This window comes from Afipia broomeae ATCC 49717, assembly GCF_000314675.2.
GTDB classification, from domain to species: Bacteria; Pseudomonadota; Alphaproteobacteria; order Rhizobiales; family Xanthobacteraceae; genus Afipia; species Afipia broomeae.
Map to the genome: position 1 here is coordinate 822,586 of NZ_KB375284.1, position 23,753 is coordinate 846,338.

The window sequence follows — 23,753 nt, forward strand, 5'->3', positions numbered from 1 at the left end:
CCATGGCAGTGATCGGACGTCTGTTCGCAATTTTCTTCGGATTTCTCGCTGCGTGTTTCGTGGCGGGCGCGGTGGTGATCTACGCGATCTTCTTTCCGGAGATGAGCGACGTATCGCTCGATTTCGATCAGGGCGCGATCAATCTCATTCTCGGATTCGGCTTCATCCTTGTCAGCGGGTTCGCGCTGATGCCGGCCCTGATCATGGCGCTGGTCACCGAAGCGTTTTCGATCCGGCACATTCTTGCCTACGCTGTCGCAGGCGGCCTCGCGGGCCTGTGCTGCTATCTTGCCTTCATCCCGTTCGACACCGTGAACATGACCTTCAACGGCATCATCCGCCGGCATCTCGAAGTGATGGTCGGCGCGGGGATTCTCGGCGGCGTGATCTACTGGATGATCGCTGGCCGCAATGCCGGTGCGTGGCGCACGTCGCCGCCGGCTCCGCCACCGTTGCCGCCCCTGCCGCGGTAAGCCGGATTCGTTCGTCATTGCGAGGAGCGCAGCGACGAAGCAATCCAATCTTACTGATACCGAAGCTGGATTGCTTCGCCTCGCTCGCAATGACGGGAATTATTTCTTCGCCCAGCGCAGCGCCTGCTCGAGGCGATCGTTGCCCCAGAACAGTTCACCGTCCTGCGTGGTGAATGTCGGCGCACCGAAGAACTCGCGCCTCTGGGCTTCCGCCGTCAGCTCGCGCAGCTCCGTCTTGATCTCGTCGGCCTGCGCGCTGGCGAAGGTCGCATCCACCGGCACTTTGATTTTTGTCAGGATGTCGGCGATCACGGTTGGCTCGGAGATGACGCGGTTCTCGGCGTATTCGGCGTGAAACACCGCGCGGCTGAAATCCTCGCCCCACGTGTCTTTCAATCCCACCAGTGCGACGCGGCTCGCCAGCACCGCCGATTGCGGAAATACACTCGGCCACTGAAAGCCGACGCCGATCTCCTCCGCGCTGCGCTTCACGTCGCGGATCATGTGCTTGCCGCGCAACGGAAACAGATTGAACGGGGAATCCGTCATGCCTTGAGTCGCGAAAATCGGCCCGAGCAGAAACGGCCGCCACCGCACCTGAACACCTGCGGCATCGGCCAGCGGCGCAATGCGTGTCGCGGACAGGAACGAATAGACCGAGGCGAAATCGAACCAGAAATCCAGAACGGGCTTGGGCATGGTCCTGGGAGGCTCCCGCTTTGAAGGCATGTTTTTGCAGTGCTGTTTTAAAGCTTAACACGGATCGGGGGAGGCCGCCGGAATGCGGCGTGTGGCCACTTTTATTCCCCTGCCGGCTCGGCTAAACCCCCGCCATGAACCGGACCGGACTCTACATCGCGCTCGCGATCTCGGTGGTTTTCGGATTGCTGTTCGGCCTCTATCCCGAACTCGATCTGAAAGTTGCCGCATTCTTCTACGACGCGACGACCAAAAGCTTTCCGCTGAAATCCAGCACGTGGGCCGCGATCGCCCGCGACGGCGCGATGTGGATTGCGTGGGGTCTGGTGATGCCCGCGCTGGTGTCGCTGATCGTCAAGCTGATCCGTCCGGTGAAGCCGCTGATGATCTCCGGCCGCGCCATGGTGTTTCTGATCGTTACGATGTTGCTCTCGGCGATCGTGCTGTCGAACATCGTGTTCAAGGGCTACTGGGGCCGTCCGCGTCCGGTGGTGGTGACGGAGTTCAACGGGCCGCTTGAATTCAAGGCGTGGTGGGACCCGCGCGGCGCATGCCCGAAGAACTGCTCGTTCTTCTCCGGCGAGGGCGCGACTGCATTCTGGACCTATGCGCCCGCCGCGCTGACGCCGCCGCAGTGGCGTCCGCTGGCCTATGTCGCGGCCACTGCGTTCGGTGTGTTCACCGGCGGTCTTCGCATGTCCTTCGGCGGCCACTTTCTAACCGACGTGCTGTTCTCCGGCACTGTGTCGTTCATCGTGATCTGGCTGGCTTATGCCTTCATCTACCGCTGGCCGTCGACGCGGCTGACCGACTACGGCATCGACGCCTGGCTGACGCGCTTCGCATGGCCGGGCTATCGCTGGCGGCAGAAGCACCTCGGCCGCGATGTCGGCGAGACCCCGCGCATCAGGCCGGGTGCGGACGCGTCCGCGAACGCTGCGTCCGTTCCGCAGCCCTAGCGGAGCGTCCGAGGCCGGTCAGCGCATGATGCTGCCTGAGTGTCATTGCCGGGCTTGACCGGGCAATCCATCTTTTTGAATAAGTTCACGTTTTGATGGATCACCAGGTCAAGCCCGGTGATGACGATTGTGTTTGTTGAGGCCCTGTGCCTCATCTTCCCATCGTCCGCCAATCTTTCTATAGAAAGCCGGTCTGGTGAGGCTTGCCAGCCGTGCATCCAAACCGCCCTAATGAAATCTCCCGAAGGGAATTCCCATGAGTACGATTCTGAAAAACCTTCCCAAGGGGGAAAATGTCGGCATCGCTTTCTCCGGCGGGCTCGATACCAGCGCTGCGCTGCTCTGGATGAAGCAGAAGGGCGCGCGCGTCTTCGCCTACACCGCCAATCTGGGCCAGCCGGACGAGGCCGACTACGACGAGATCCCGCGCAAGGCGATGGAGTTCGGCGCCGAGAAAGCGCGCCTCGTCGATTGCCGCACGCAACTGGTTCACGAAGGCATCGCCGCGATTCAATCGGGCGCGTTCCACGTCTCGACCGGCGGCATCGCGTATTTCAACACCACGCCGCTCGGCCGTGCCGTCACCGGCACGATGCTCGTCTCCGCGATGAAGGAAGACGGCGTCAACATCTGGGGCGACGGCTCGACCTACAAGGGCAACGATATCGAGCGGTTCTACCGCTACGGACTGCTGACCAATCCGGACCTCAAGATCTACAAGCCATGGCTCGACCAGCAGTTCATCGACGAACTGGGCGGGCGGGCGGAAATGTCGGCGTTCATGACGGCGCACGGCTTCGCCTACAAGATGAGCGCGGAGAAGGCGTACTCGACCGACAGCAATCTCCTCGGTGCGACGCACGAGGCCAAGGATCTCGAACATCTCGACAGCGGCATCGCAATCGTCAATCCGATCATGGGCGTTCCGTTCTGGCGCGACGACTGCGCCGTCAAGGCCGAGAAGGTTTCGGTGCGCTTCGTGGAAGGCCAGCCCGTGGCGCTGAACGGCAAGACGTTCACCGACGCTGTCGCGCTGTTCTATGAGGCCAATGCCATCGGCGGGCGTCATGGTCTCGGCATGAGCGACCAGATCGAGAACCGCATCATCGAGGCGAAGAGCCGCGGCATCTACGAGGCGCCGGGCATGGCGCTGCTCCACATCGCCTATGAGCGTCTCGTCACCGGCATCCACAACGAAGACACCATCGAGCAATACCGGATCAGCGGCATGCGGCTTGGCCGGCTGCTGTATCAGGGGCGCTGGTTCGATTCGCAGGCCCTGATGCTGCGCGAAACCGCGCAGCGCTGGGTGGCGCGCGCGATCACCGGCGAGGTGACGCTCGAACTGCGCCGCGGCAACGACTACTCCATCCTCAATACCGAGAGTCCCAATCTGACCTATGCGCCGGAACGGCTCAGCATGGAGAAGGTCGAGGATGCGGCGTTCACGCCGGGCGACCGCATCGGCCAGTTGACCATGCGCAACCTCGATATTTCCGACACGCGCCGCAAGCTCGATCTCTACACCAGGACCGGTCTGCTCTCGGCCGGCGAGGGCTCGAATATTCCGAAGCTCGACAGCGACAAGAGCTGAGACGCAGCTCATCTGCATGAATTTTGCGAGGGCGGGCCGTTCGGTCCGCCTTTTCATTTTGCCGCACCCTGTAGTCAAGCCGTCATCTTGCGCTCATAATTTCCGCGCTCGCGCGCCCGACCCTTACGTGGACATCGTTATGAGACATCTGATTATCGCGGCTGTCGCCGCAGTGGCCTGCAACACCGGCGCAATTGCGCAAACGATCTATCCGATCGACCGCGCGGACATCCTGTCGGGTGCGCGGTTCGATCTGAAGGTGGAGTTCGCCGCGAAAGTGGATCAGGACAAGGTGCGCGTCACCATCAACGGTCAGGATGCGGCAGCGGCGCTCAAGGCTTCGCCCGATTTTATCGAGCGCGAAGACAACAAGGACCAGTCGGCGCTTGTGCTGCGCGGCACAACGCTGGATACGCCTGGTGCGTACACCGTGGTTGCGAGCGATGGCGTCAATTCCCGCACCGTGACCTGGAATGTGTTCGGCACCGGCGCACGCAAGGCGAAGAACGTGATCCTCTTTATCGGCGACGGTCTGTCGCCGGCGCATCGCGTGGCTGCACGGCTGCTGGCGAAGGGCATCGCGCAGGGCAAGAGCCTCGGCAAGCTCGCCATGGACGACATGCCGCAGATGGCGCTGGTGGCGACGGCAGGCTCGGACTCGATCATCACCGACTCGGCCAATGCGGCCAGCGCATTCGCCACCGGTCACAAGGCGGTGGTCAATGCTATGGGTGTCTATGCCGACCGGACCGCGAATCCGTTCGACGATCCGCGTGTGGAAACCATCACCAGCCTCGTGCGGCGCAAGCTCGATCTGGGCATCGGCATCGTCACCAACACCGAAGTCGAGGATGCGACCCCCGCTGCGATGGTCGCGCACACGCGCCGCCGCAACACCTATAACGACATTGTCGAACAGTTCTTTGCGGCAGGTCCTGACGTGCTGATGGGCGGCGGGCTCGCGAATTTCCTGCCGAAGGGCGCGCCGGGTTCGAAGCGCGCGGACGAGACCGACTATGTCGCGAAATTTAAGGAGGCCGGCTACGTCTATGCGGCGACCGCCACCGAACTCGCCGCGTCGGCGAACAAGGCCGATACGCGCAAGCTGCTCGGCCTGTTTGCGCTGGGCAACATGGACGGCGTGCTGGATCGCAAATTCCTCAAGGGCGGCGGCGTTGCGAAATCGCCGGACCAGCCCGACCTGACGCAGCAGATGCAGGCCGCGCTCGATGTCCTGTCAAAGAACGGCAACGGCTTCTTCCTGATGGTGGAGTCCGGGCTGATCGACAAGTATGCCCACGCGCTCGATTTCGATCGCGCGGTCTACGACACGATCATGCTCGACAATGCGGTGCGGCTTGCACGCGAGTGGTCGGCGAAGCGCGGCGACGACACGCTGATCCTCGTGGTTGCCGACCACAATCATCCCAATGCGCTGGTCGGCACCATCAACGACGACATGTCCACGCTGCCGAACGCGCCGCTGCGCGAGCGGGTCGGCGTCTACGACAAGGCGGGCTTCCCGAACTATCCCGCGCCGGACGCGGAGGGTTATCCGGCGCGGATCGATGTCAGCCGGCGTCTGGCGATCTTCTCCGCCAGCCTGCCCGATCACTACGAGACGTTGCGCCCGAAGCTCGATCATCCCAACGAGCCGACCGTGAAAGGCGACGAAGCCAATACATTCAAGGCCAACGAGAAGCACAAGGAGTTGCCCGGCGCGATGCTGCGCCTCGGTAATCTTCCGGCGATGATGGGCGCCAGCGTTCACTCCGGCGAGGACGTCATTCTCACAGCGACGGGTCCGGGCAGCGATCGGGTGCGCGGCTCGATGGACAACACCGAGGTGTTCCGCGTGATTGCGGATGCGCTGGGGCTTGGGCAACCGAAACAGTAAGCATGCACCACAAACAAAAACGGCCGGGAAAATCTCCCGGCCGTTTTTTTCAGATCATTCGACTCAGCGCGGGCGCGGCGGCGCGGTGCCCGCCGGCGGTGCCGGCAGCGAGGCCTGGCCGCCGTTGAGCAGCGGCGTGATGTTGCGGATGGTGACGCGGCGGTTGCGCCGCTCCGGTCCGTCCGTCGGCACCTTCAGGTACTGCTCGCCGTAGCCCTGCGATGTGAGATTTTCCGCAGGCACGTTGAACTGCTGGGTGAGCAGTGTGGCCGCCGATTCAGCGCGGCGATCCGACAGCGACAGGTTGTCGACATCGCTTCCGACCGCGTCGGTATGTCCTTCGATCAGGAACACCGTCTGCGGATTGCGCTGGATCGCACGGTTGATGCCGTCGGCGATGGCCTGCAGCTTTCCAACCTGATCCGGGGGAATCTCCCACGACCCGGTCTCGAAGTTGATGCTGTCGACATCGATGCTCGGCATGCGCTGACGCACCGACGGGCTGTAGCGGATTTCATCGAGCGAATACGGCCGCTCGATCCGCTCGACCGGGGGAGCGATCATGGTGTCGTAGATCAGTTCGGGCGATGCGTCTTCTGCCTCGACGATGTAGCGGTTCTCCGGAATGCGAAGGACCGGCGGCGGCAGCGACACGAAGTAGCCGCCGATGGCGCCGGCAACCACACCGGCGGCGAGGCCAGCACCGAAGCCGGGTCCGCGCCGGTTGTCGATGATGATCACCTCGCGGCCACGCGGGTCGCGGCGGATACGCCGGAGCAGGCCGCCGCGTTCATCGTTGACGGTGATGATCTGCGTGCCGTCAGGACGAACGACAACGGTGCGCGTATCCCTGCCGTCACGGGTCACACGAACGTCGCGCGCGCCGTAGCGGAAACGATCGACGTCGTTGTGACGGACGAAGGACTGTCCGTTCGGATCCTGAACGATGACGCGTCCCGGTTCGCGGATGATTGTGCGTCCGCCTTCGGTGGACTGCTGACGCTGGCTGCGGAAATCATCCATCCGTCCGACCGGACGTGTGCCGGGCTGCTGGACCGGAATCGGCGTGGCCTGAACCGCGGGCGCAGGCGGCAGCGGCGCGGCAACGGGAGCCGTCGCCGGTGCTGCGGGCGTGCCGGGGGGAAGACCCGGAGGCGGGCCCTGACGCTGGCCGCGGCGATCACCGAAGCCCGGTTGTCCCGGCGCTGGCGGTGGTGTCGCACCGGGCGCTGCTCCCGGCGTCGCAGGAGGCGTTGCACCCGGAGTTGTCGGAGGCGTCGCTCCTGGAGCCGGAGGAGTCGTTGCAGCCGGCGGGGTCGCAGGCGTCGGCGCAGCGCCATTTGGTGCAGGCGGACGCGCGCCGTCAGGACGCGGTGGTGTCACATCACGCACGCCAGGCGCGACCGGAGGCGCACCCGGTGGACGCTGTTGCGCGGGCGCGGCCGATGGCGCACCGGCCGGCGGTGTTGCTCCGCCCGACGGCGCAGGTGCGGCGCCTGGAGCTGGCGGCGGAGGTGTTGCCGGGCGTGCAGCGGGAGGAGCTGCCGGTGCAGGCGGTGGTGTCGGAGCGGCCTTCGGAGCTGCTGCTGGTGGAGCAGGCGGCGGTGGCGGAGGTGCCTTGGGCGCAGCAGCCGGTGGCGGTGGAGGCGCAGCCTTGGGTGCAGCCGGAGGCGGCGGCGGTGGTGGAGCTGCTTTCGGAGGTGCGGGTGGTGGAGGCGGAGCTGCCTTCGGCGGAGCGGGCGGCGGCGGAGGCGCAGCGCGCGGCGGTGCCGGCGGCGGAGGAGGAGCGGCTCGCGGCGGAGCGGGTGGTGGAGGCGGTGCAGCCCTCGGCGGGGCAGGCGGCGGTGCCGGTGCAGCCTTCGGAGGTGCGGGCGGAGCTGCCTTCGGCGGAGCCTTCGGTGCGTTCGGATCGGTCGGCGCGGGTGCGGCTTGTGCGATGACGATCGACGACGTCTCGGCATGAGCCGGGATGTGCGAAAGCTGAATCGCAGCGATCGCTGTTGTCGTCATCAGAATGAGTCGAATGTTCTTCATGAGGCCTCTGGGGTGTGAAGAAAGTGAAGCAGCGATGAAGCTGCCGCCCGTCGCAACGAAGTGAGTAACGAACAGTGATGAGTGATTAGGCGGTAATGTGGCGAAGCCAGAACGCTTGGAACTATTTCACATCGCACGGCGAATCAGCTCGCCGAGAATGAATGGACGTTAAGATACGCTTCGAATCTATCGCTGCAAAATGCGGATCTGCCAAGCACAGTTGCGCTGCACCACAAGCTGTGCCGCAGATCATCGCTGCGGCGTTTTCACCGGCGCCTCATCCGGCGCGTCGGGAGGAAGCTCGCGCGGTGCATCCGGCTCGACCGGATCATGCATCGGCGGCGGGACTTCGGGGCGCGGATTGCCGGGCGGACTTTCCACCGGCGGCTCGGTGGGCATCCCCGGCGTCGCGGGCGGAATCTCCTGCGGCTCGCCGGGGATCTGAGACAATCGTTTTGTCACATTGCGACCTTGCGGTTTTCGCCGATGTCGGGACGGCTGCCTGTCGCGGCGGCGACCGCCATCTTGATCGAACTGATCACCTTGCCGGGCGTATCCCAGTATTCGGCCTCCGTCGGGACGACTTTCAGCACGCAGACATTCGGATCGTCAGGGGAGTCCCACCACGCTTTCGCCCACGCGCTCCATAACTCCTTGATCTTGGCGCGATCGCTGGAGACCGAAGCTTCACCTGAAATGGATACATACTTGTGGTCGCTGGCGTCGGCGAAGGCGAGGCACACGGTCGGGAATTTCCTGATGTCCTCGTCCTTGTGGTGACGTTTGTCCGCCAGAAAATAGAACGCGTTCTCGTCGCGCGCGATATGCGCGCTCATCGGACGCGCATGCGGGTTTCTGCCGTCCCATGTCGCCAGCATGGCAACCGAAATTTTCTCCGCAAGATCCCATACGCGGGCCGTGTCGTCTGTCGCTGCCATTCCTGAAACTCCCTGACTCGCAAGCTGTTCAGCGGAGGCAACGAACGGAGCAAAGCTATGTTCCGTTGCGGACAATGCGAAGACAGCGGGTTCCCGCGTATTGACAGCGAGCGGTGAAGCCACGGAGATAGAGGGAACAGATATTCGGGGGACTTTCGATGCCGCTCGCCTATTGGTGCATTCTGATCGCCGCGCTGATGCCGTATGCGCTGGGCAAATACGCCAGGTTCGGGGTCGAGAGCGACAACCGCTATCCGCGCGAGGACTACGACAATCTGCCGCCGAAGAAGCGGCGGGCCTATGCCGCGCATCAGAATGCGCTCGAAACGTTTCCGTTCTTCGCGGTCTCGGTGGTGATTGCGCTGACCATGGGCGCGCCGGTCTATACCGTGAATGTGCTCGCGGTGCTCTATATCGTGCTGCGGATCGCACACGCGCTGCTGTACATCTTCAACAAGCCGACCGCGCGCTCGATGGTATTCGCCGTCGCGATGGCGGTCAGTGTCGCGATCCTCGTGTTGCCCGCGTTCAAATAGGCTTCGTCATTGCGAGCGAAGCGAAGCCATCCGTGCTTTGAAACAGCAGTAACGGGATTGCTTCGCCGCAAGCGCTCCTCGCAATGAGATGTGATTGTGGCTATTGCTTCCGCACCAGCAGCGTATTGCTGCGCGTCTTGCCGGCGATGCCATAGCCGAGGCCGGTCATGTCCTTGATGCAGTCGTGCAGCCAGTCCTTGTGCTCGAGATGTTCGATGGCGACCGCGCGCGGCCAGAGCGACTCGGGCGCCTCGCGGAAGAACGGCGTCAGCACACGGTCTTCATAGCCTTCCACGTCGATCTTGAGCGCGTCGACATGCGTGACGCCGGCGTCGCGCAGGATCGTCAGCAGACGATGCGCGGGCACCTTGATGCCGCCGGTGGTGGAGATGTGACTGGCACCGAGATTGTCGCCGTCGGTCTCGATCATCAGCTCGCCTTCGGTGTCACCCGCAGCGGCCTTGACCAGCGTGAGGTTTGTCAGCTTCGAGGCGGCGGCATTGAAGGCAAGACGAGCGTTTGACACCGGATGCGGCTCGATGGCGATGACGCGGCCGCGCTCGCCGACATGCTTTGCCAGCGATACCGCATAGGTGCCGACATTGGCGCCGACATCGACGAAGGTGCCGCCCGGTGGCGCGTGCTCGCGCAGAAAATCCAGCTCCGGCAGATTGTAGTCCGGGTTGAACAGCGCGCCGCGTTCGGTGCCGCTCGCCAGATGATGCAGCCGGAACGATGCGCCCTGATAGGTCGCATCGATTGGGCCTGAGCCGCACAGATGCACGAGGCGCGACAGCCAGGGCCGGAATGCGCCGCGCTTGAGGCCGGAGCCGTGTGCGGCGGCGATCACCGCGCGCTGCAGGGCATTGGGAGCATAGGTGCCGAAAGGCTTTTGATCGTCGCGGGATGTGCTGTTCATGGGCCTGTCATCGCGCACCTGCTCCGCCGTTTCAAGGCCGGCGCGGGGCGATGATCGGGGCCATCCGGGCATGCGGCCGCTATTCCAGGCTTTTCAGGAACGACATCAGATCGTTGATCTGATCGGGCTCGAGGGTAAACATCGGCATGGTGGGGTGGCCGGTATCGATGCCTTCGGCGAGCGCCTCGGCCAGCGTGTCGAGCGGATACTTCGTGTGCAGTGTCCGGAACGGCGGCGCGATGGCCAGCGGACTGGGCGAATGGCGGTCGATCGAATGACAGCGTGCGCAGTTGGTTTGCGCGTAGGTCCGCCCGCGCAGTTCGGCGGCCGAGATCGCCTTTGCCGGGTTCACGGCCGAACTCGCCATCGCAAGAGTGAACAGGGCAAAGCCCAAAATCAGGGAGACAGGCATGCACCCATGGTGCCGCATCTCGGCGAGAATGCGTTGACCTGCATCAACCGAGAAGCGCCGGATCAAAAATTCTATCCGCGATCCTGCAGATACCGCTCGAACCGGCTGGCCGCCTGTCCATCGGCCCTGATTCCGGGGTCGATGGTGTACAATTCCTGAGCCCGTCCGATGCCGCGCAGCGCATAGCGTCCGGTCGAGACGAAGTGTCCGTTGCCGGGCGCGTCGAGGCCGTCAAAAAAAGCCGAGGACACCAGCAGTTCCCGTTCGACGGAGCGGCACATCGAGGCGATGCGGCTGACCTCGTTGACTGCGGGACCGACCACGGTGAAGTCGAGCCGCTCTTCGCTGCCGATGTTGCCGTAGAACACCTCGCCGACATGCAGGCCGACATAGGCCGAGGTCACCGGCCTGTTTTCGGACGCGCGCCGCTTGTTGAGGACCTGAATGTTCTTTCTGAACTGGTTCTCCGCACGCAATGCCGCGCGCCGCGCCGCGCCCATGTCGTCCTCATTGAAGATCGCCAGCACGCCGTCGCCGATCAGTTTGAGAACGTCGCCGCCCTCGTCATGGATCGCGCCGATTGCGGCGTCGGCATAGTCGTTGAGAAACGGAATGAACTCGGCGGGGTCCATCCCTTCGCCGATGCGGGTCGAGCCTCGCAGGTCCGAAAACCACAGCACCGCGTTGATGCGGTCGGCGACGCCGCGGGAAATGCGCCCGCTCAGCACACGCTCGGCGGCATCGCGGCCGAGATAGACATGTCCGATGGTGCGGGCGATGCGGGCATGCGCGGCCGACTTCACCGCCAGCCCGAGCAGCGGCACGAGATCGCGCATCGCGCCAAGCGCGTCCTCATCGAACCCGTTCTCGCGGCGCATGCACCAGAGCGAATAGACGCAGTCCATTTCGCCGATGATTCCGGCATCGCCGAACCGGTGAATGAACGTCGCGAAGTGCTTGTGGCCGTCGCCAACAAGCTTCGTCGTCATCCTGAAATGCTCGTCATTGTCGTCGATGCAGAGCTCGTTCTGGCCGTTCTGAAGCATGGTGTAGAACGGCGAGCGCCGCCAGTTCTCGGCAGCTTCGCCCTCGCTGGTCGACTGGTATTCGAACAGATCGCTCTCGTTCGATTCGACGTCGCTCCAGCGAAAGCCCCGGCCTTCAAAAACCGGATGGAGGGTGTCGATGAACACGATGCCGCGCGACAGCTCCAGTCCGGCGGCCCTGCTGCGCTCGCAGAAGCCGCGGACGAGGTCTGTTTCAGCAACGCCGGCGAGACCCGCGCCGGTCAGCCAGTTCATGATTTCGAGCCGTGACGATACGTCCATACGGATTCATCGCGCGGGATTGGCGTTGTTTCAAGGCAGTATCCGGCGAAAGGCGCTACTTTGCCGCGCCCTTGGTGCTCTTGATCAGATTGCTGCGCAGCGCGACCACGGCCTTTTGCAGTTTTGCGAAATCGTCGGGTGCCAGCGCCGATTCCTTCACCAGATTCATCGGCAGGGCTTTCTCCCGCAGACGGCGGCCGGCATCGGTCAGGCTGATCAGGACCTGGCGCTCGTCCCTGGGATCGCGCTGGCGGCGGACATAACCCATCGCTTCGAGATTCTTCAGGATCGGCGTCAGCGTGTTGGATTCCAGAAACAGCTTCTCGCCGAGACTGCTGACAGTCTGGTTGTCGTCTTCCCACAAAGCGACGACTGCAATGTACTGCGTATAGGTCAGGCCAAGCTCGTCGAGGATCGGCTTGTAGGCCCGCCCGTAGGCGAGGTTGGCCGAATAGATCGCAAAGCACAGGAAATCCTGCAGCCTCGGGTCCGGCTTTGGATCGGCTTTCGGGGCTGCGGCTCTGGAAGCCGCCTGTTTGGCTTTTGCGACGGTCATGGCCGGTCTCCTCGACACACGGGAACGTGATCCTTCGGACCCATATATATCGGATGCGATTAAATCGGAAGGGTTGACTTCGAGGCCGGGTGGAATATTTACACCGCATCCGATTAGATCGGATGCGATCTACCAACACCTCAACCGAAGGACCTAGCTATGACGACCCAGATCGACCAGGTGCTCTACACCGGCAAGACCCACACCACCGGCGGCCGCGACGGCGCTGCCCGTTCGGCCGACGGCCAGCTTGACCTCAAGCTGTCGCCTCCCGGCTCCAACCGCCCCGGCACCAATCCCGAGCAGCTTTTCGCGGCGGGTTGGTCGGCCTGTTTCATCGGCGCGATGAACCGCGCGGCCGGCGGCCTCAAGGTCAAGCTGCCTGCCGATCTCGCTGTCGATGCCGAGGTCGATCTCGGCAAGACGGGAGAAGAGTTTTTCCTGCAGGCGCGGCTCAATGTCAGCCTGCCGGGTCTCGATCGGGAGGTCGCCCGCGCGGTGGTGGATGGCGCTCATAAGATTTGCCCATACTCCAAGCTCACGCGCGGCAACATCAACGTCGAACTGAATCTGGTCTGAACCGGACCGTCACATCATCGGAGCGGCCCGCCCGCGCGACCGGCGGGCCACTCCGGCGAAAAGCCATCATTGACCGCTTCACTCAGACAGCGATGTAACAGGAGACTTCCATGTCCGGCCTCGTCAACGCGAACCGACGCAATTTCCTTCAGGCCGCAGGCACCGGCGCAGCCGCACTCGCCGCATCAAGGCTTGGATTGATCCAGTCCGCCCACGCACAAGCCGTAGCGGCGTCCACCTCGTCCGCTTCTTCGGCGCCGATGGGACCGATCAGGCAGATCAACACCGGGACATTGAACACCGGCTACTTCGAAGCCGGTCCCGCCGCCGGCCCTGTCGTGATGCTTCTTCACGGCTGGCCCTACGACATTCACAGCTTCGCGGAGGTCGCACCGCTGCTGGCGGCGAAGGGCTACCGCGTCATCGTTCCGCATCTGCGCGGCTACGGCACCACCACGTTTCTCTCCGCCGACACGCCGCGCAACGGCCAGCAGGCGGTGCTGGCGATGGACATCATTGAGTTGATGAATGCGCTCAGGATCGAGAAAGCCGTTGTCGCCGGTTATGACTGGGGCGCGCGCACCGCCAACATCCTCGCGGCGCTCTGGCCGGAGCGGGTCAAGGCGATGGTGTCTGTCAGCGGCTACCTGATCGGCTCTCGCGAGGTGAACAAGAAGCCGCTGCCGCCGAAGGCTGAACTGCTGTGGTGGTACCAGTTCTACTTCACCACGGAGCGCGGCCGCCTCGGCTATCAGCAATACACGCATGACTTCGCCAAATTGATCTGGCAACTCGCCTCGCCGAAATGGAATTTTAGCGACGAGACCTTCGCGCGCAGCGCCAGGTCGCTGGACAATCCCGATCATGTCGCGATCTCGATCCATAACTATCGCTGGCGGCTCGGCCTTGCGGAGGGCGAAGCGAAGTACGACGATCTGGAAAAGCGGCTGGAGCAGGGGCCGGTGATCGCCGTGCCGACCATCACCATCGAAGGCGACGCCAACGGCGCGCCGCATCCCGAACCCGCAGCCTATGCGAAGAAATTCACCGGCAAGTATCAGCACCGGCTGCTGACCGGCGGCGTCGGCCACAATCCGCCGCAGGAAGCGCCGAAGGATTTTGCGCAGGCCGTGATCGATGTGGATGGGTTTTGATCGGCGTTATCGCATGTGAAAGGAGAGCGGCCTGACCGGCTGTCCGGACAGGCCGCTGTTCCTCAGCAATGATGCGGCGGCTTCTGCTCAATCCAGTTTCGCCAATGAACCTTTCAGCGTTTCGAGACGCTGGATGACGGCGGCCTTCACGGACTGATGAATCGCGCCCGGAAAACCTTTAGGCAATTCGTTTTCCACCCGATCCAGGGCCTCGGCGGCGCCGGCGATCATGGTCTCAACGCAGTTGCGCATCACGGATTTCGGCAGGTCTGCGGCTTCTCCCGTCTGCACGAAATGACGTCCGACGATCTCGTCGATCCGGTAGTGGCGCTTGTTGCCGACGGACATCGCAAGCTTCATCTGCTTGCGCTGAATCTGACCGGAATCGAGGCTGGGCTGCGCCGTCAGGATATCGTAGAGCGGCGTCAGGCGATAACGCCCGCCCGGGCCGAGAAAGATGCTGAAGTTCTTGGCGTGCCCGTCGGTGGCGCCGATCAGCCAGAACAGGATCTGCGCCTTGAACAGTGAGGCGCGATCGGCGGCGGGATCGTCGCTGCCCTTGAGCAGATCGAGCAGGGCGGTAAGGTCCGGGCCTCCATCGCTCTGGTATTTCCGGGTCGGAGGAACAGACAGCGCCTGACAGCAATCTTCCTGCGGCAAGCGGAGCAGCCGTCCATCGCGCGTCCAACGCCGGTCGAAGCGTTCGATCACGAGAGCCTTTTTTCCGCCGAATGTTTCGATCGTCGCCTTGTTAACATCGAGGCCGAACGCGGCTGCCAGCCTGAGGCAGTAGAATTCGTTCTCGACACTGTTGGAGAGATCGATGCCGTTGGGTAACTCGCCTATCTGCGGCTTCAGGATGTGGGTGGTGGGTGTGGTGCCGTGCGGCTTGAGCCATTTGCCTTCGTGATAGAGCAGCGCGGTCTTTTCCTGCGCGCCGGCAACGGAAATCCGGAAGTCGTCGTCGCGGGAAAGGCCGAGTGGTGCCTGAACGAGCCCCTTCAGCAGCTTCTCGATGGCACTATCATCTACGTGTTCGCCGGTGAGGTCGGCGCCGGGCTTTGCGGATTCCAGTTCGTCGTCGCTCGCGACGAACTGCAGCGCGCCGACGCAATCATGGCCGATGGCGGCGAGCAGGCTGTAGGCATCCATTCCGGCCGCGCCGACTTTTTCGGCGACGCGTTTGCGGATGGCATCTGAATCCGGCAGCAGGTTGTCGAACACGGCGGCGACTGTCGCGCCGCGAAAGCTGTCCTCGCGCAATTGCATGGAGAGTGAGATCGGCAGCGCATGCTCCCAGTTCAGCCAGCTTTGGCTGTACTGGAAGCTGATTGCACCGCTCGCGTCCTTGCGAAGATCACCGACGAGGCGATTGTTGAGCAGGACGCGCAACGGCTGATGACCGGGACGCCGAGGCATCAGAAAATATCCTCAATGTCCAACTCGCTGTCCTTGCCGCGCGGGGCAACTCGGAATTCGAGATCAAGCGCGGCCAGAACGGACAGCAGGGTTTCCAGCTTGGCCGCGGGATGGCCCATCTCGATCAGCGAAATGGTCTCCTGACGGAGGTCGGCGAGGTCGCCGAGCTGCGACTGGTTCAACCCGCGCTTTCTGCGGGCGCGGCGAATCAGATTGCCAAGCTGACTAGGGGTGCGCGCGACATCGGTCATGATCATCCTCCGCCCAGCATTATGCGCCAAATCCGATAATTCATTAATATGCAAATTAGCACATAAGTATGATTTATGCGTTAATTAGCATAAAATGGAATTATGTGATGTAGCGCATAAACAAGAGAGAAATCCGCGCGGCGCATCCTGACTGGTACTGAATTCCGTGGATTGGTTTCCCAAAAAGCAAGACGCCCGCTTCGGAAAGCGGGCGTTTGTATTTCAGCGCAGAAAGGCTCCAGGCTTCAGACCTGCCGCTCGACCATCTTCGCCTTGAGATCGGCGATGGCTTCCGACGGGTTGAGGCCCTTCGGGCACGCCTTGGCGCAGTTCATGATGGTGTGGCAGCGATAGAGCCGGAACGGGTCTTCCAGATTGTCGAGGCGTTCGCCGGTGGCCTCGTCGCGCGAATCCTTCACCCAGCGATCGGCGGCGAGCAGCGCGGCCGGGCCGAGGAAGCGGTCGGAATTCCACCAGTAGCTCGGGCACGAGGTCGAGCAGCAGGCGCACAGAATGCACTCGTAGAGACCGTCGAGCTTGGCGCGGTCTTCCGGCGACTGCCGCCATTCCTTCTGCGGGGTCGCGGTCGTGGTGTGCAGCCACGGCTCGATCGAGGCGTACTGCGCATAGAAATTGGTCAGATCCGGCACGAGATCCTTCACCACCGGCTGATGCGGCAGCGGATTGACCTTGATCGGACCGGCCTCGACCTCGTCCATCGCGCGGGTGCAGGCCAGCGTGTTCTGGCCGTCGATATTCATGGCGCAGGAGCCGCAGACGCCTTCGCGGCAGGAGCGGCGGAAGGTCAGCGTCGGATCGACGTTGTTCTTGATCCAGATCAGCGCGTCGAGAATCATCGGCCCGCAATCGTGGGTGTTCACGTAGTAGGTGTCGATGCCCGGGTTTTTGCCGTCATCCGGATTCCAGCGATACACCTTGAACTCGCGCAGCTCGGTTGCGCCGGCCGGCTTCGGCCATTCCTTGCCGCCCGAGATCGTCGAATTCTTCGGCAGTGTGAACTGAACCATGGTCTCGAACCTTCGTTTGTTCGCTTGATTCTATACGGCGGTCAGTAAACGCGCGCTTTCGGCGGAATGTACTGAACGTCGTTGGTCATCGTGTAATCGTGCACCGGGCGGTAATCGAGGGTCGTCTTGCCCTTGTCGCTGCTCCACGACAGCGTGTGCTTCATCCATTCCTTGTCGTCGCGGTTGGGGAAGTCCTCGCGCGCATGGGCGCCGCGGCTCTCGGTGCGGTTCGCAGCCGAGTCCATCGTCACCAGGGCCTGGGAAATCAGGTTGTCGTATTCGAGGGTCTCGATCAGGTCCGAATTCCACACCAGCGAACGGTCGGTGACGGCGATGTCGTCGGTGCCGCCGTAAACCTTGTGAATCAGCTCCTGGCCTTCCTTCAGCACGTCGCCGGTGCGGAACACCGCGCAGTTGTTCTGCATCACGCGCTGCATGCTATCGCGCAGCTTCGCGGTCGGCGTGCCGCCCGAAGCGTTGCGAAAATGATCGAGGCGGCTGAGCGCGAGATCGGCGGAATTCGCCGGCAGTTCAGGCTGCCGTGCGTTCGGCGTCAGCTTCTCGGCGCAGCGCAGAGCAGCAGCGCGGCCGAACACCACGAGGTCGATCAGCGAGTTGGAGCCGAGACGGTTGGCACCATGCACCGACACGCAGGCCGCTTCGCCCACTGCCATCAGGCCCGGCACGATCGCATTGTCGTCGCCGCCCTTCTTGGTCACGACTTCGGCGTGGAAGTTGGTCGGGATGCCGCCCATGTTGTAGTGCACGGTCGGCAGCACCGGAATCGGTTCGCGCGTCACGTCGACGCCGGCGAAAATCTTCGCGGATTCCGAGATGCCCGGCAGGCGTTCGTGCAGGATCGCCGGATCGAGATGATCCAGATGCAGGAACAGGTGGTCCTTGCCCTTGCCGACGCCGCGGCCTTCGCGGATTTCAATGGTCATCGCGCGCGAGACGACGTCGCGCGAGGCGAGATCCTTCGCCGACGGCGCATAGCGCTCCATGAAGCGCTCGCCTTCCGAGTTCGACAGGTAGCCGCCTTCGCCGCGGGCGCCTTCGGTGATCAGGCAGCCCGCCGGGAAGATGCCGGTCGGATGGAATTGCACGAACTCCATGTCCTGCAAGGGCAGGCCGGCGCGCAGCACCATGCCGCCGCCGTCGCCGGTGCAGGTGTGCGCCGAGGTGCAGGAGAGATAGGCGCGGCCGTAGCCGCCGGTGGCGAGAATGGTGGTCTGGCCGCGGAAGCGATGCAGCGTGCCGTCGTCCATCTTCAGCGCGATGACGCCGCGGCAGACGCCCTGATCGTCCATGATCAGGTCGATGGCGAAGTATTCGATGAAGAACTCGGCCTGATGGCGAACCGCCTGACCGTACATGGTGTGCAGCATCGCGTGACCGGTGCGGTCGGATGCGGCGCAGGTGCGTTGCGCCTGGCCCTTGCCGTAATCCAGCGTCATGCCGCCGAACGGGCGCTGATAGATCTTGCCGTCTTCGGTGCGCGAGAACGGCACGCCCCAGTGTTCGAGTTCGTAGACGGCGTCGGGCGCGTTGCGCACCATGTACTCGATCGAGTCCTGGTCGCCCAGCCAGTCCGACCCCTTCACGGTGTCGTACATGTGCCAGCGCCAGTCGTCGGGATGCATGTTGCCGAGCGAAGCGGAGATGCCGCCCTGCGCCGCGACCGTGTGCGAGCGCGTCGGGAAAACCTTGGTGATGCAGGCGGTGCGCAGGCCCGCTTCCGAGCAGCCGACCACCGCGCGCAGACCCGCGCCGCCGGCACCGACGACGATCACGTCATAGGTATGATCTTCGATCGGATAGGCTTGACCGTTCGCGCCGGGCGCGCTCTTGCCGTTCGCGGCCATGCGTCAGACTCCAGAGGACAGTTTGAAAATAGCGTAGATCGAGGCGAGGCCGACAGCGATGCAGAAGAAGGTGTTGGCGATGATCGCGACCAGCTTGATCTTTTCGTCGGTGAGATAGTCTTCCAGCACCACCTGCATGCCGATCTTCATGTGCCAGACGCTGGCGATGATGAAGAGGATCATGATGATCGCGATCAGCGGCGAGCCGAGAATCTGCGCGGCGCCGGCCTGGTTGCGGCCGAGCAGCGACATGATGACCACGATCACAGGGACGATCAGCAGCACCAGTCCGATCGCGCTGACGCGCTGACGGAAGAAGTCGGAGGTTCCGCCTTTGGCGGAGCCGAGACCGCGGACGCGCTTGAGCGCGGTGCGGATCGATGAATTCGAGTGGCCGTGTGCGCTCATCGTCCGCCTCCCACGACGTAGGCGATGATCCAGATCAGCACCGTCGCGGCGATGCCGGCGATCAGGGCCGCCCAGGTCAGGGATTCACGCTCGGTCGGCGAGAAGCCGTAGCCGAGATCCCAGACAAGATGACGAATGCCGCTGAACAGGTGGTGCATCAGCGCCCATGTGTATCCGAACACGATGACGCGCCCGATCCAGCTCGAGGTGAAGCCCTGGATATTGGCGTAGGCGCCGGGGCCGGAAGCAGTGGCGATCAGCCACCACGCCATCAGGAGCGTTCCGACATAAAGGCCGATGCCGGTGATGCGGTGAACGATGGACATCGCCATCGTCAGCGTCCAGCGGTAAGTCAGGAAGGGTGAAAGCGGACGGTCGATCCTGGGTGCCATGCGCGACTTTAACGGTTTGCGGCACAAGGAAGTGCCGTCTTTTTATGCGGGGACCGGGTTCTTAGAGGGCTTCTATTTACGGAGAAGGTGGAACGAGCGCAACGCAGAATCGATCAAGCTATGAATCGCAAAACATTGTTTGGTATGAGCTTTAGCCCTTCTGGTATACCTGTTTTTCGTATACCAGAGGTATCGGCCGTCTTATCTGAAGCATGATTCACCTTCTGTCATGCAGCGGGTAAAGAGCCCTCACATCCCGTCACGCGAGATCGCTGCATGATCGCCGGCCTCAATACCTCCCAACTGCTTGAACTTGTTCTGTTGCTGGTGGTGACCGGTGCGCTTGCCGGGTTCCTCGCCGGAATCTTCGGCATCGGCGGCGGCGCGGTGCTGGTTCCGGTTCTGTACGAATGCTTCCGGATCGCGGGCGTGCCGCTGGATGCACGGATGCCGCTCTGCATCGGCACGTCACTCGCCATCATCATCCCGACGTCGATCCGCTCATGGCAGGCCCACCACAAGCGGGGCAGTGTCGACATGGACATCCTTGTGAAATGGGCGGTGCCGGTCCTGCTCGGCGTCATGCTGGGTAGCGTGATCGCGCGCTATGCGCCGGAGAAGCTGTTCAAGTATGTGTTCGTCGGCGTCGCCTGGTCCGCGGCGGCGCGGCTGCTGCTCGGCAAGGAGAACTGGCGGCTGGGGGAGGAAATGCCGAAAGGCATTTTCATGCGCGCCTACGGCTTCTTCATCGGCCTGCTCTCGACGCTGATGGGAATCGGCGGCGGATTGTTTTCGAACCTGCTGATGACGTTCTACGGCCGCCCGATCCATCAGGCGATCGGCACGTCGGCGGGCCTTGCGGTGCTGATCTCGATTCCCGGCGCGATCGGCTACATCTATGCAGGATGGCCCGCGGCAGCGCGCTTTCCCGAAGTGGCGGCGTTACAACTGCCGTTTGCGATCGGATACATCTCGCTGATCGGCGCATTGCTGGTGATGCCGACAAGCCTTCTGGTCGCGCCGCTCGGCGTGCGCGTGGCGCATTTCATGACCAAGCGAAAACTCGAAGTCGCGTTCGGGATCTATCTGCTGGTAGTCAGCTCGCGCTTCGTGATTAGCCTTGCGACGGGCTACTGACGGATCGTCGCCAGATCGATTCCATTTTCCGTTCGTCCCCGCGCAGGCGGGACCCAGGGCAAAGAACTGGATTCCCGCTTTCGCGGGAATGAGCGGAGAGGGAACGTTACGCGGGGCGCGCTAGCTCGCGCTTCATGTAGAACTTCCGGTCATCCTCATCGATGATGCGGAAGCCCAGACGTTCATAGAGTTTCAAGGCGCGATTGCTGCGCACCACGGCGAGTGTCATCGGCTGACGCGCGCGCGTCGCCTGATCGATCAGATCGGTAATCAGCCGGGTGCCGACGCCGCGTCCCCGGAACGGAGCGTCGACGAAAATCTGCTCCAGATGGAGCGTGGAGTCCTGCACCGCGATCTGAATCCAGCCGACGTCACACCCATCGAGCGTGACGACCTGCACCTGATCCGCCTCCCAGAGATGACGCAGGTTTTCCTCCTGCCGCGTCACGTCGAGCTTCAAATCCCGGATGATGTTGGCCATCGCGGAGAGATAAAGCTTGACGCAAAAGGCGAAGTCCTCGCTGCGGGCCGGACGAAGCACGATCGGCATGATGGCATCAGCCCTTATGATGTGGCGTGCGGCGGCCCGGACCATGTTCTGCAAACGTGTCATTTTTTGTAGATTTCTGAATAGGTGTCGCGCAGCACGTTCTTCTGCACCTTGCCCATGGTGTTGCGCGGCAGGTCTTCGACGAAGATCACGCGTTTGGGCATCTTGAACTTCGCCAGCCGTCCGTCGAGCGCGTGCAGCACCCTGGCTTCATCGAGTGGCGTTTTCTTGTCGCCGACCACGACCGCGGTGACGCCTTCGCCGAAATCGGCATGTGGCACGCCGATCACAGCCGACTCGGTGACGCCGGGAATGGCGTCGATCTCGTTCTCGACTTCCTTCGGATAGACATTGAAGCCGCCGGAGATCACCAGATCCTTGCCGCGTCCGATGATGTGGACGTAGCCGCGATCGTCGATCTTGCCGAGATCGCCGGTGATGAAGAAGCCGTCGGCGCGGAATTCCGCCTTGGTCTTGTCCGGCATCCGCCAGTAGCCCTTGAACACGTTCGGACCCTTGACCTCGATCATGCCGATTTCTTCGCGCGCGAGTTCTTGTCCGGTTTCCGGATTGGTCACGCGCACCGAGACACCCGGCAGCGGAAAGCCGACTGCACCCGGCACGCGCTCGCCGTCGTAGGGGTTCGATGTGTTCATGTTGGTTTCGGTCATGCCGTAGCGCTCGAGCACCGCATGGCCGGTGCGCGCCGACCATTCGCGATGGGTCTCCGCCAGCAGCGGCGCCGAGCCCGAAATGAACAGCCGCATGTGCGATGTGGAGTCTTTCGTCAGGTTCGGCGATTGCAGCAGCCGGGTGTAGAAGGTCGGCACGCCCATCAGCACGGTGGCGCGCCGCATGAGCTTAATAATCAGTTCGGGATCGAGCTTCGGCAGGAAGATCATCGATGCGCGCGCGAACAGCGTGACATTGCTCGCCACGAACAGGCCATGCGTATGATAGATCGGCAGCGCGTGGATCAGCACGTCGTCCTGCGTGAAGCGCCAGTAGTCGACAAGGCTGTGCGAGTTCGACGCCAGATTATCGTGGGTCAGCATCGCGCCCTTGGAGCGGCCGGTGGTGCCCGAGGTGTAGAGAATGGCGGCGAGGTCATCGCCGGCGCGCACGACGGTCGCGAAATCGGATGCGGCCTTTGCCGCGCCATCGCTCAGCGAGCCCTTGCCGTCGGCATCGAGCGTCTCAACTGTCGCGCCGGATTTGGCGGCAAGCTTGCCGATGCCGTCGGCCTTCGACGGATCGCAAACGATCAGCGACGGCTCGGCGTCGCCGATGAAATATTCAAGCTCGTTCAGCGTGTAGGCGGTGTTCAGCGGCAGGAACACCGCACCGGCGCGCACGGTGGCCAGATACAGCACCAGCGCCTCGACCGACTTTTCGGTTTGCGCTGCAACACGGTCGCCGGGCTTCACGCCGCGCGAGACGATGACGTTCGCGACGCGTCCCGCCTGCGCGATCAGATCGGCATAGCTGATACGCGTCCCGTCAGATGTTTCGATGGCAAGCCTGCTGGTGTCTGCTGGCCCGTCGAACAGGCGAGAAAACAGGTTGGCGTTCGCGGCGGCGTTCATGCAACATTTCCATCGAGAGATCGGATTTTCCGGTTTTGAGTACACCAAAACCACAACGCGCAGCAACGGAGACAACCGGCATGAGCAATAACAAGAAACGTGTGGCCTGGATCACGGGAGGCGGAAGCGGCATCGGTCTTGCCGGTGCACAGGAACTCGCCAAGGAAGGATGGACGGTCGTGATCTCGGGACGCCGCAAGGATGTGCTCGACGAGGCTGTCGCAAGCATCGCCAAATCCGGCGGCAAGATCGAGGCAATCGTGCTGGATGTCTCAAGCGCCGCGGATGCCGAGAAGGTGGCGAAAGAGATCGTCGCCAAACACGGGCGGATCGATCTTCTGGTCAACAGCGCCGGCGTCAACGTGCCGAAGCGGAGCTGGGACGACATCACCACCGAAGGCTGGGACAAGCTGGTCGATATCAACCTCAGCGGCGTGATGTACTGCATGCGTGCGGTGCTGCCGGCGATGCGCGCGCAGAAGGATGGCGTCATCATCAACGTCGCCTCATGGGCGGGCCGTCATGTGTCGAAGATGACCGGACCGGCCTACACCACCACCAAGCACGCGGTGCTGGCGCTGACCCATTCGTTCAACATGGACGAATTCAAGAACGGCCTGCGCGCGTGCTGCCTCTCACCCGGCGAGGTCGCAACGCCGATCCTGAAGCTGCGGCCGGTGCCGCCGTCGGCCGAGGACATGGCGAAGATGCTTCAGCCGGAAGATCTCGGCCGCACCATCGCGTTCGTCGCCAGCATGCCCGCGCACGTCTGCATCAACGAGATCCTGATCTCGCCGACGCACAACCGCAGCTTTGTGACACCGACGATGTTGTGATCGTCGTCGTCATTGCATCCTTCACCTCTCCCCGTTTACGGGGAGAGGTCGGATTGCGAAGCAATCCGGGTGAGGGGGACTGTAATTGTTCCAATCGAAATCTGCCCCTCACCCCAACCCTCTCCCCGCAAGCGGGGAGAGGGAGCGCATCGCTTTTGCCACCCCGCCCCACGTATCCCATCCGGAAAAGTTTCAAACTCCCG

The 23,753-nt window shown here is 62.9% G+C and carries 25 protein-coding genes; 9 read left to right on the forward strand and 16 right to left on the reverse strand.

All coding sequences use genetic code 11. The features are described from left to right. Window positions 1–2 precede the first annotated feature (2 nt). Window positions 3–473: a hypothetical protein gene (locus HMPREF9695_RS23585; protein ID WP_006023432.1), complete on the forward strand. Its 471-nt coding sequence runs from the start codon at window positions 3–5 to the stop codon at window positions 471–473. A 99-nt stretch (window positions 474–572) separates the two neighbouring features. On the opposite strand, the gene HMPREF9695_RS23590 is transcribed toward HMPREF9695_RS23585, so the two are convergent. Then, a complete protein-coding gene (locus HMPREF9695_RS23590) occupies window positions 573–1,172 on the reverse strand; it encodes a 2-hydroxychromene-2-carboxylate isomerase (protein ID WP_006023433.1) in 600 nt (199 codons plus the stop codon). A gap of 134 nt (window positions 1,173–1,306) precedes the next feature. Here HMPREF9695_RS23590 and HMPREF9695_RS23595 point away from each other — a divergent pair, with 134 nt between their 5' ends. From HMPREF9695_RS23595 to HMPREF9695_RS23610, 3 genes are all read left to right on the forward strand, one after another. After that, entirely contained in the window at window positions 1,307–2,131 is an 825-nt protein-coding gene (locus HMPREF9695_RS23595; protein ID WP_006023434.1) for a phosphatase PAP2 family protein, read from the forward strand. A 256-nt stretch (window positions 2,132–2,387) separates the two neighbouring features. Further along, complete coding sequence (argG, locus tag HMPREF9695_RS23605; RefSeq protein WP_006023435.1) at window positions 2,388–3,725, forward strand: argininosuccinate synthase; 1,338 nt, start codon at window positions 2,388–2,390, stop codon at window positions 3,723–3,725. A 139-nt stretch (window positions 3,726–3,864) separates the two neighbouring features. Then, entirely contained in the window at window positions 3,865–5,622 is a 1,758-nt protein-coding gene (locus HMPREF9695_RS23610; protein WP_006023436.1) for an alkaline phosphatase, read from the forward strand. A 63-nt stretch (window positions 5,623–5,685) separates the two neighbouring features. Here the strand turns inward: HMPREF9695_RS23610 and HMPREF9695_RS26045 are convergent, their stop codons facing one another. The 3 genes from HMPREF9695_RS26045 to HMPREF9695_RS23630 form a co-directional block, all read right to left on the reverse strand. Continuing rightward, on the reverse strand, window positions 5,686–7,656 hold the full coding sequence (locus tag HMPREF9695_RS26045) for an OmpA family protein (protein WP_083875220.1): 1,971 nt from the start codon (window positions 7,654–7,656) through the stop codon (window positions 5,686–5,688). 249 nt (window positions 7,657–7,905) lie between these two features. Continuing rightward, the gene (locus HMPREF9695_RS23625; RefSeq protein WP_006023439.1) at window positions 7,906–8,118 is read right to left on the reverse strand and encodes a hypothetical protein; all 213 of its coding nucleotides are present in this window, start codon (window positions 8,116–8,118) and stop codon (window positions 7,906–7,908) included. Next, window positions 8,115–8,594 (reverse strand): pyridoxamine 5'-phosphate oxidase family protein, encoded by a 480-nt coding sequence (locus HMPREF9695_RS23630; protein WP_006023440.1) that lies wholly within the window; start codon window positions 8,592–8,594, stop codon window positions 8,115–8,117. Before HMPREF9695_RS23630 ends, HMPREF9695_RS23625 begins: the two co-directional genes overlap by 4 nt. A gap of 158 nt (window positions 8,595–8,752) precedes the next feature. On the opposite strand from HMPREF9695_RS23630, the gene HMPREF9695_RS23635 reads away from it, so the two are divergent. Then, window positions 8,753–9,130 (forward strand): MAPEG family protein, encoded by a 378-nt coding sequence (locus HMPREF9695_RS23635; RefSeq protein WP_006023441.1) that lies wholly within the window; start codon window positions 8,753–8,755, stop codon window positions 9,128–9,130. A gap of 100 nt (window positions 9,131–9,230) precedes the next feature. Here HMPREF9695_RS23635 and HMPREF9695_RS23640 read toward each other — a convergent pair whose 3' ends face one another. The 4 genes from HMPREF9695_RS23640 to HMPREF9695_RS23655 all read right to left on the reverse strand — a co-directional run bounded on the left by HMPREF9695_RS23640 (window position 9,231) and on the right by HMPREF9695_RS23655 (window position 12,345). Then, window positions 9,231–10,049, reverse strand: coding sequence for an FkbM family methyltransferase (locus HMPREF9695_RS23640; RefSeq protein WP_041713434.1), 819 nt, complete (start codon window positions 10,047–10,049; stop codon window positions 9,231–9,233). 79 nt (window positions 10,050–10,128) lie between these two features. Next, window positions 10,129–10,461: a c-type cytochrome gene (locus HMPREF9695_RS23645; protein WP_006023443.1), complete on the reverse strand. Its 333-nt coding sequence runs from the start codon at window positions 10,459–10,461 to the stop codon at window positions 10,129–10,131. A 71-nt stretch (window positions 10,462–10,532) separates the two neighbouring features. Beyond that, window positions 10,533–11,789, reverse strand: a complete 1,257-nt coding sequence (locus HMPREF9695_RS23650) for an adenylate/guanylate cyclase domain-containing protein (protein WP_006023444.1) — start codon at window positions 11,787–11,789, stop codon at window positions 10,533–10,535. Between the two features lie 55 nt (window positions 11,790–11,844). Next, window positions 11,845–12,345, reverse strand: a complete 501-nt coding sequence (locus HMPREF9695_RS23655) for a MarR family winged helix-turn-helix transcriptional regulator (protein ID WP_006023445.1) — start codon at window positions 12,343–12,345, stop codon at window positions 11,845–11,847. A gap of 159 nt (window positions 12,346–12,504) precedes the next feature. On the opposite strand from HMPREF9695_RS23655, the gene HMPREF9695_RS23660 reads away from it, so the two are divergent. Together HMPREF9695_RS23660 and HMPREF9695_RS23665 are read left to right on the forward strand one after the other, a co-directional pair. Further along, window positions 12,505–12,924, forward strand: coding sequence for an organic hydroperoxide resistance protein (locus HMPREF9695_RS23660; protein ID WP_006023446.1), 420 nt, complete (start codon window positions 12,505–12,507; stop codon window positions 12,922–12,924). Window positions 12,925–13,034: 110 nt separating this feature from the next. Then, window positions 13,035–14,078 (forward strand): alpha/beta fold hydrolase, encoded by a 1,044-nt coding sequence (locus HMPREF9695_RS23665; RefSeq protein ID WP_006023447.1) that lies wholly within the window; start codon window positions 13,035–13,037, stop codon window positions 14,076–14,078. 87 nt (window positions 14,079–14,165) lie between these two features. Here HMPREF9695_RS23665 and HMPREF9695_RS23670 read toward each other — a convergent pair whose 3' ends face one another. The 6 genes from HMPREF9695_RS23670 to sdhC all read right to left on the reverse strand — a co-directional run bounded on the left by HMPREF9695_RS23670 (window position 14,166) and on the right by sdhC (window position 19,441). Continuing rightward, entirely contained in the window at window positions 14,166–15,497 is a 1,332-nt protein-coding gene (locus HMPREF9695_RS23670; RefSeq protein ID WP_006023448.1) for a type II toxin-antitoxin system HipA family toxin, read from the reverse strand. Continuing rightward, on the reverse strand, window positions 15,497–15,748 hold the full coding sequence (locus tag HMPREF9695_RS23675) for a helix-turn-helix transcriptional regulator (RefSeq protein ID WP_006023449.1): 252 nt from the start codon (window positions 15,746–15,748) through the stop codon (window positions 15,497–15,499). The genes HMPREF9695_RS23670 and HMPREF9695_RS23675 overlap by 1 nt, the downstream gene beginning before the upstream one ends. Window positions 15,749–15,993: 245 nt before the next feature. Beyond that, entirely contained in the window at window positions 15,994–16,776 is a 783-nt protein-coding gene (locus HMPREF9695_RS23680) for a succinate dehydrogenase iron-sulfur subunit (RefSeq protein ID WP_006023450.1), read from the reverse strand. 41 nt (window positions 16,777–16,817) lie between these two features. After that, entirely contained in the window at window positions 16,818–18,641 is a 1,824-nt protein-coding gene (gene sdhA / locus HMPREF9695_RS23685) for a succinate dehydrogenase flavoprotein subunit (protein WP_006023451.1), read from the reverse strand. A gap of 3 nt (window positions 18,642–18,644) precedes the next feature. Beyond that, a complete protein-coding gene (gene sdhD, locus HMPREF9695_RS23690; RefSeq protein ID WP_006023452.1) occupies window positions 18,645–19,049 on the reverse strand; it encodes a succinate dehydrogenase, hydrophobic membrane anchor protein in 405 nt (134 codons plus the stop codon). Then, on the reverse strand, window positions 19,046–19,441 hold the full coding sequence (gene sdhC, locus HMPREF9695_RS23695) for a succinate dehydrogenase, cytochrome b556 subunit (RefSeq protein ID WP_024921145.1): 396 nt from the start codon (window positions 19,439–19,441) through the stop codon (window positions 19,046–19,048). The genes sdhD and sdhC overlap by 4 nt, the downstream gene beginning before the upstream one ends. A gap of 276 nt (window positions 19,442–19,717) precedes the next feature. Between sdhC and HMPREF9695_RS23700 the strand changes: the two genes are divergently transcribed. Then, entirely contained in the window at window positions 19,718–20,578 is an 861-nt protein-coding gene (locus tag HMPREF9695_RS23700) for a sulfite exporter TauE/SafE family protein (protein WP_006023454.1), read from the forward strand. Between the two features lie 106 nt (window positions 20,579–20,684). Here the strand turns inward: HMPREF9695_RS23700 and HMPREF9695_RS25365 are convergent, their stop codons facing one another. Together HMPREF9695_RS25365 and HMPREF9695_RS23710 are read right to left on the reverse strand one after the other, a co-directional pair. After that, window positions 20,685–21,191 (reverse strand): GNAT family N-acetyltransferase, encoded by a 507-nt coding sequence (locus tag HMPREF9695_RS25365; RefSeq protein ID WP_006023455.1) that lies wholly within the window; start codon window positions 21,189–21,191, stop codon window positions 20,685–20,687. Beyond that, entirely contained in the window at window positions 21,188–22,714 is a 1,527-nt protein-coding gene (locus HMPREF9695_RS23710) for a malonate--CoA ligase (RefSeq protein WP_006023456.1), read from the reverse strand. The genes HMPREF9695_RS25365 and HMPREF9695_RS23710 overlap by 4 nt, the downstream gene beginning before the upstream one ends. A gap of 80 nt (window positions 22,715–22,794) precedes the next feature. On the opposite strand from HMPREF9695_RS23710, the gene HMPREF9695_RS23715 reads away from it, so the two are divergent. Next, window positions 22,795–23,550: an SDR family oxidoreductase gene (locus tag HMPREF9695_RS23715; RefSeq protein WP_006023457.1), complete on the forward strand. Its 756-nt coding sequence runs from the start codon at window positions 22,795–22,797 to the stop codon at window positions 23,548–23,550. Window positions 23,551–23,753 lie beyond the last annotated feature (203 nt).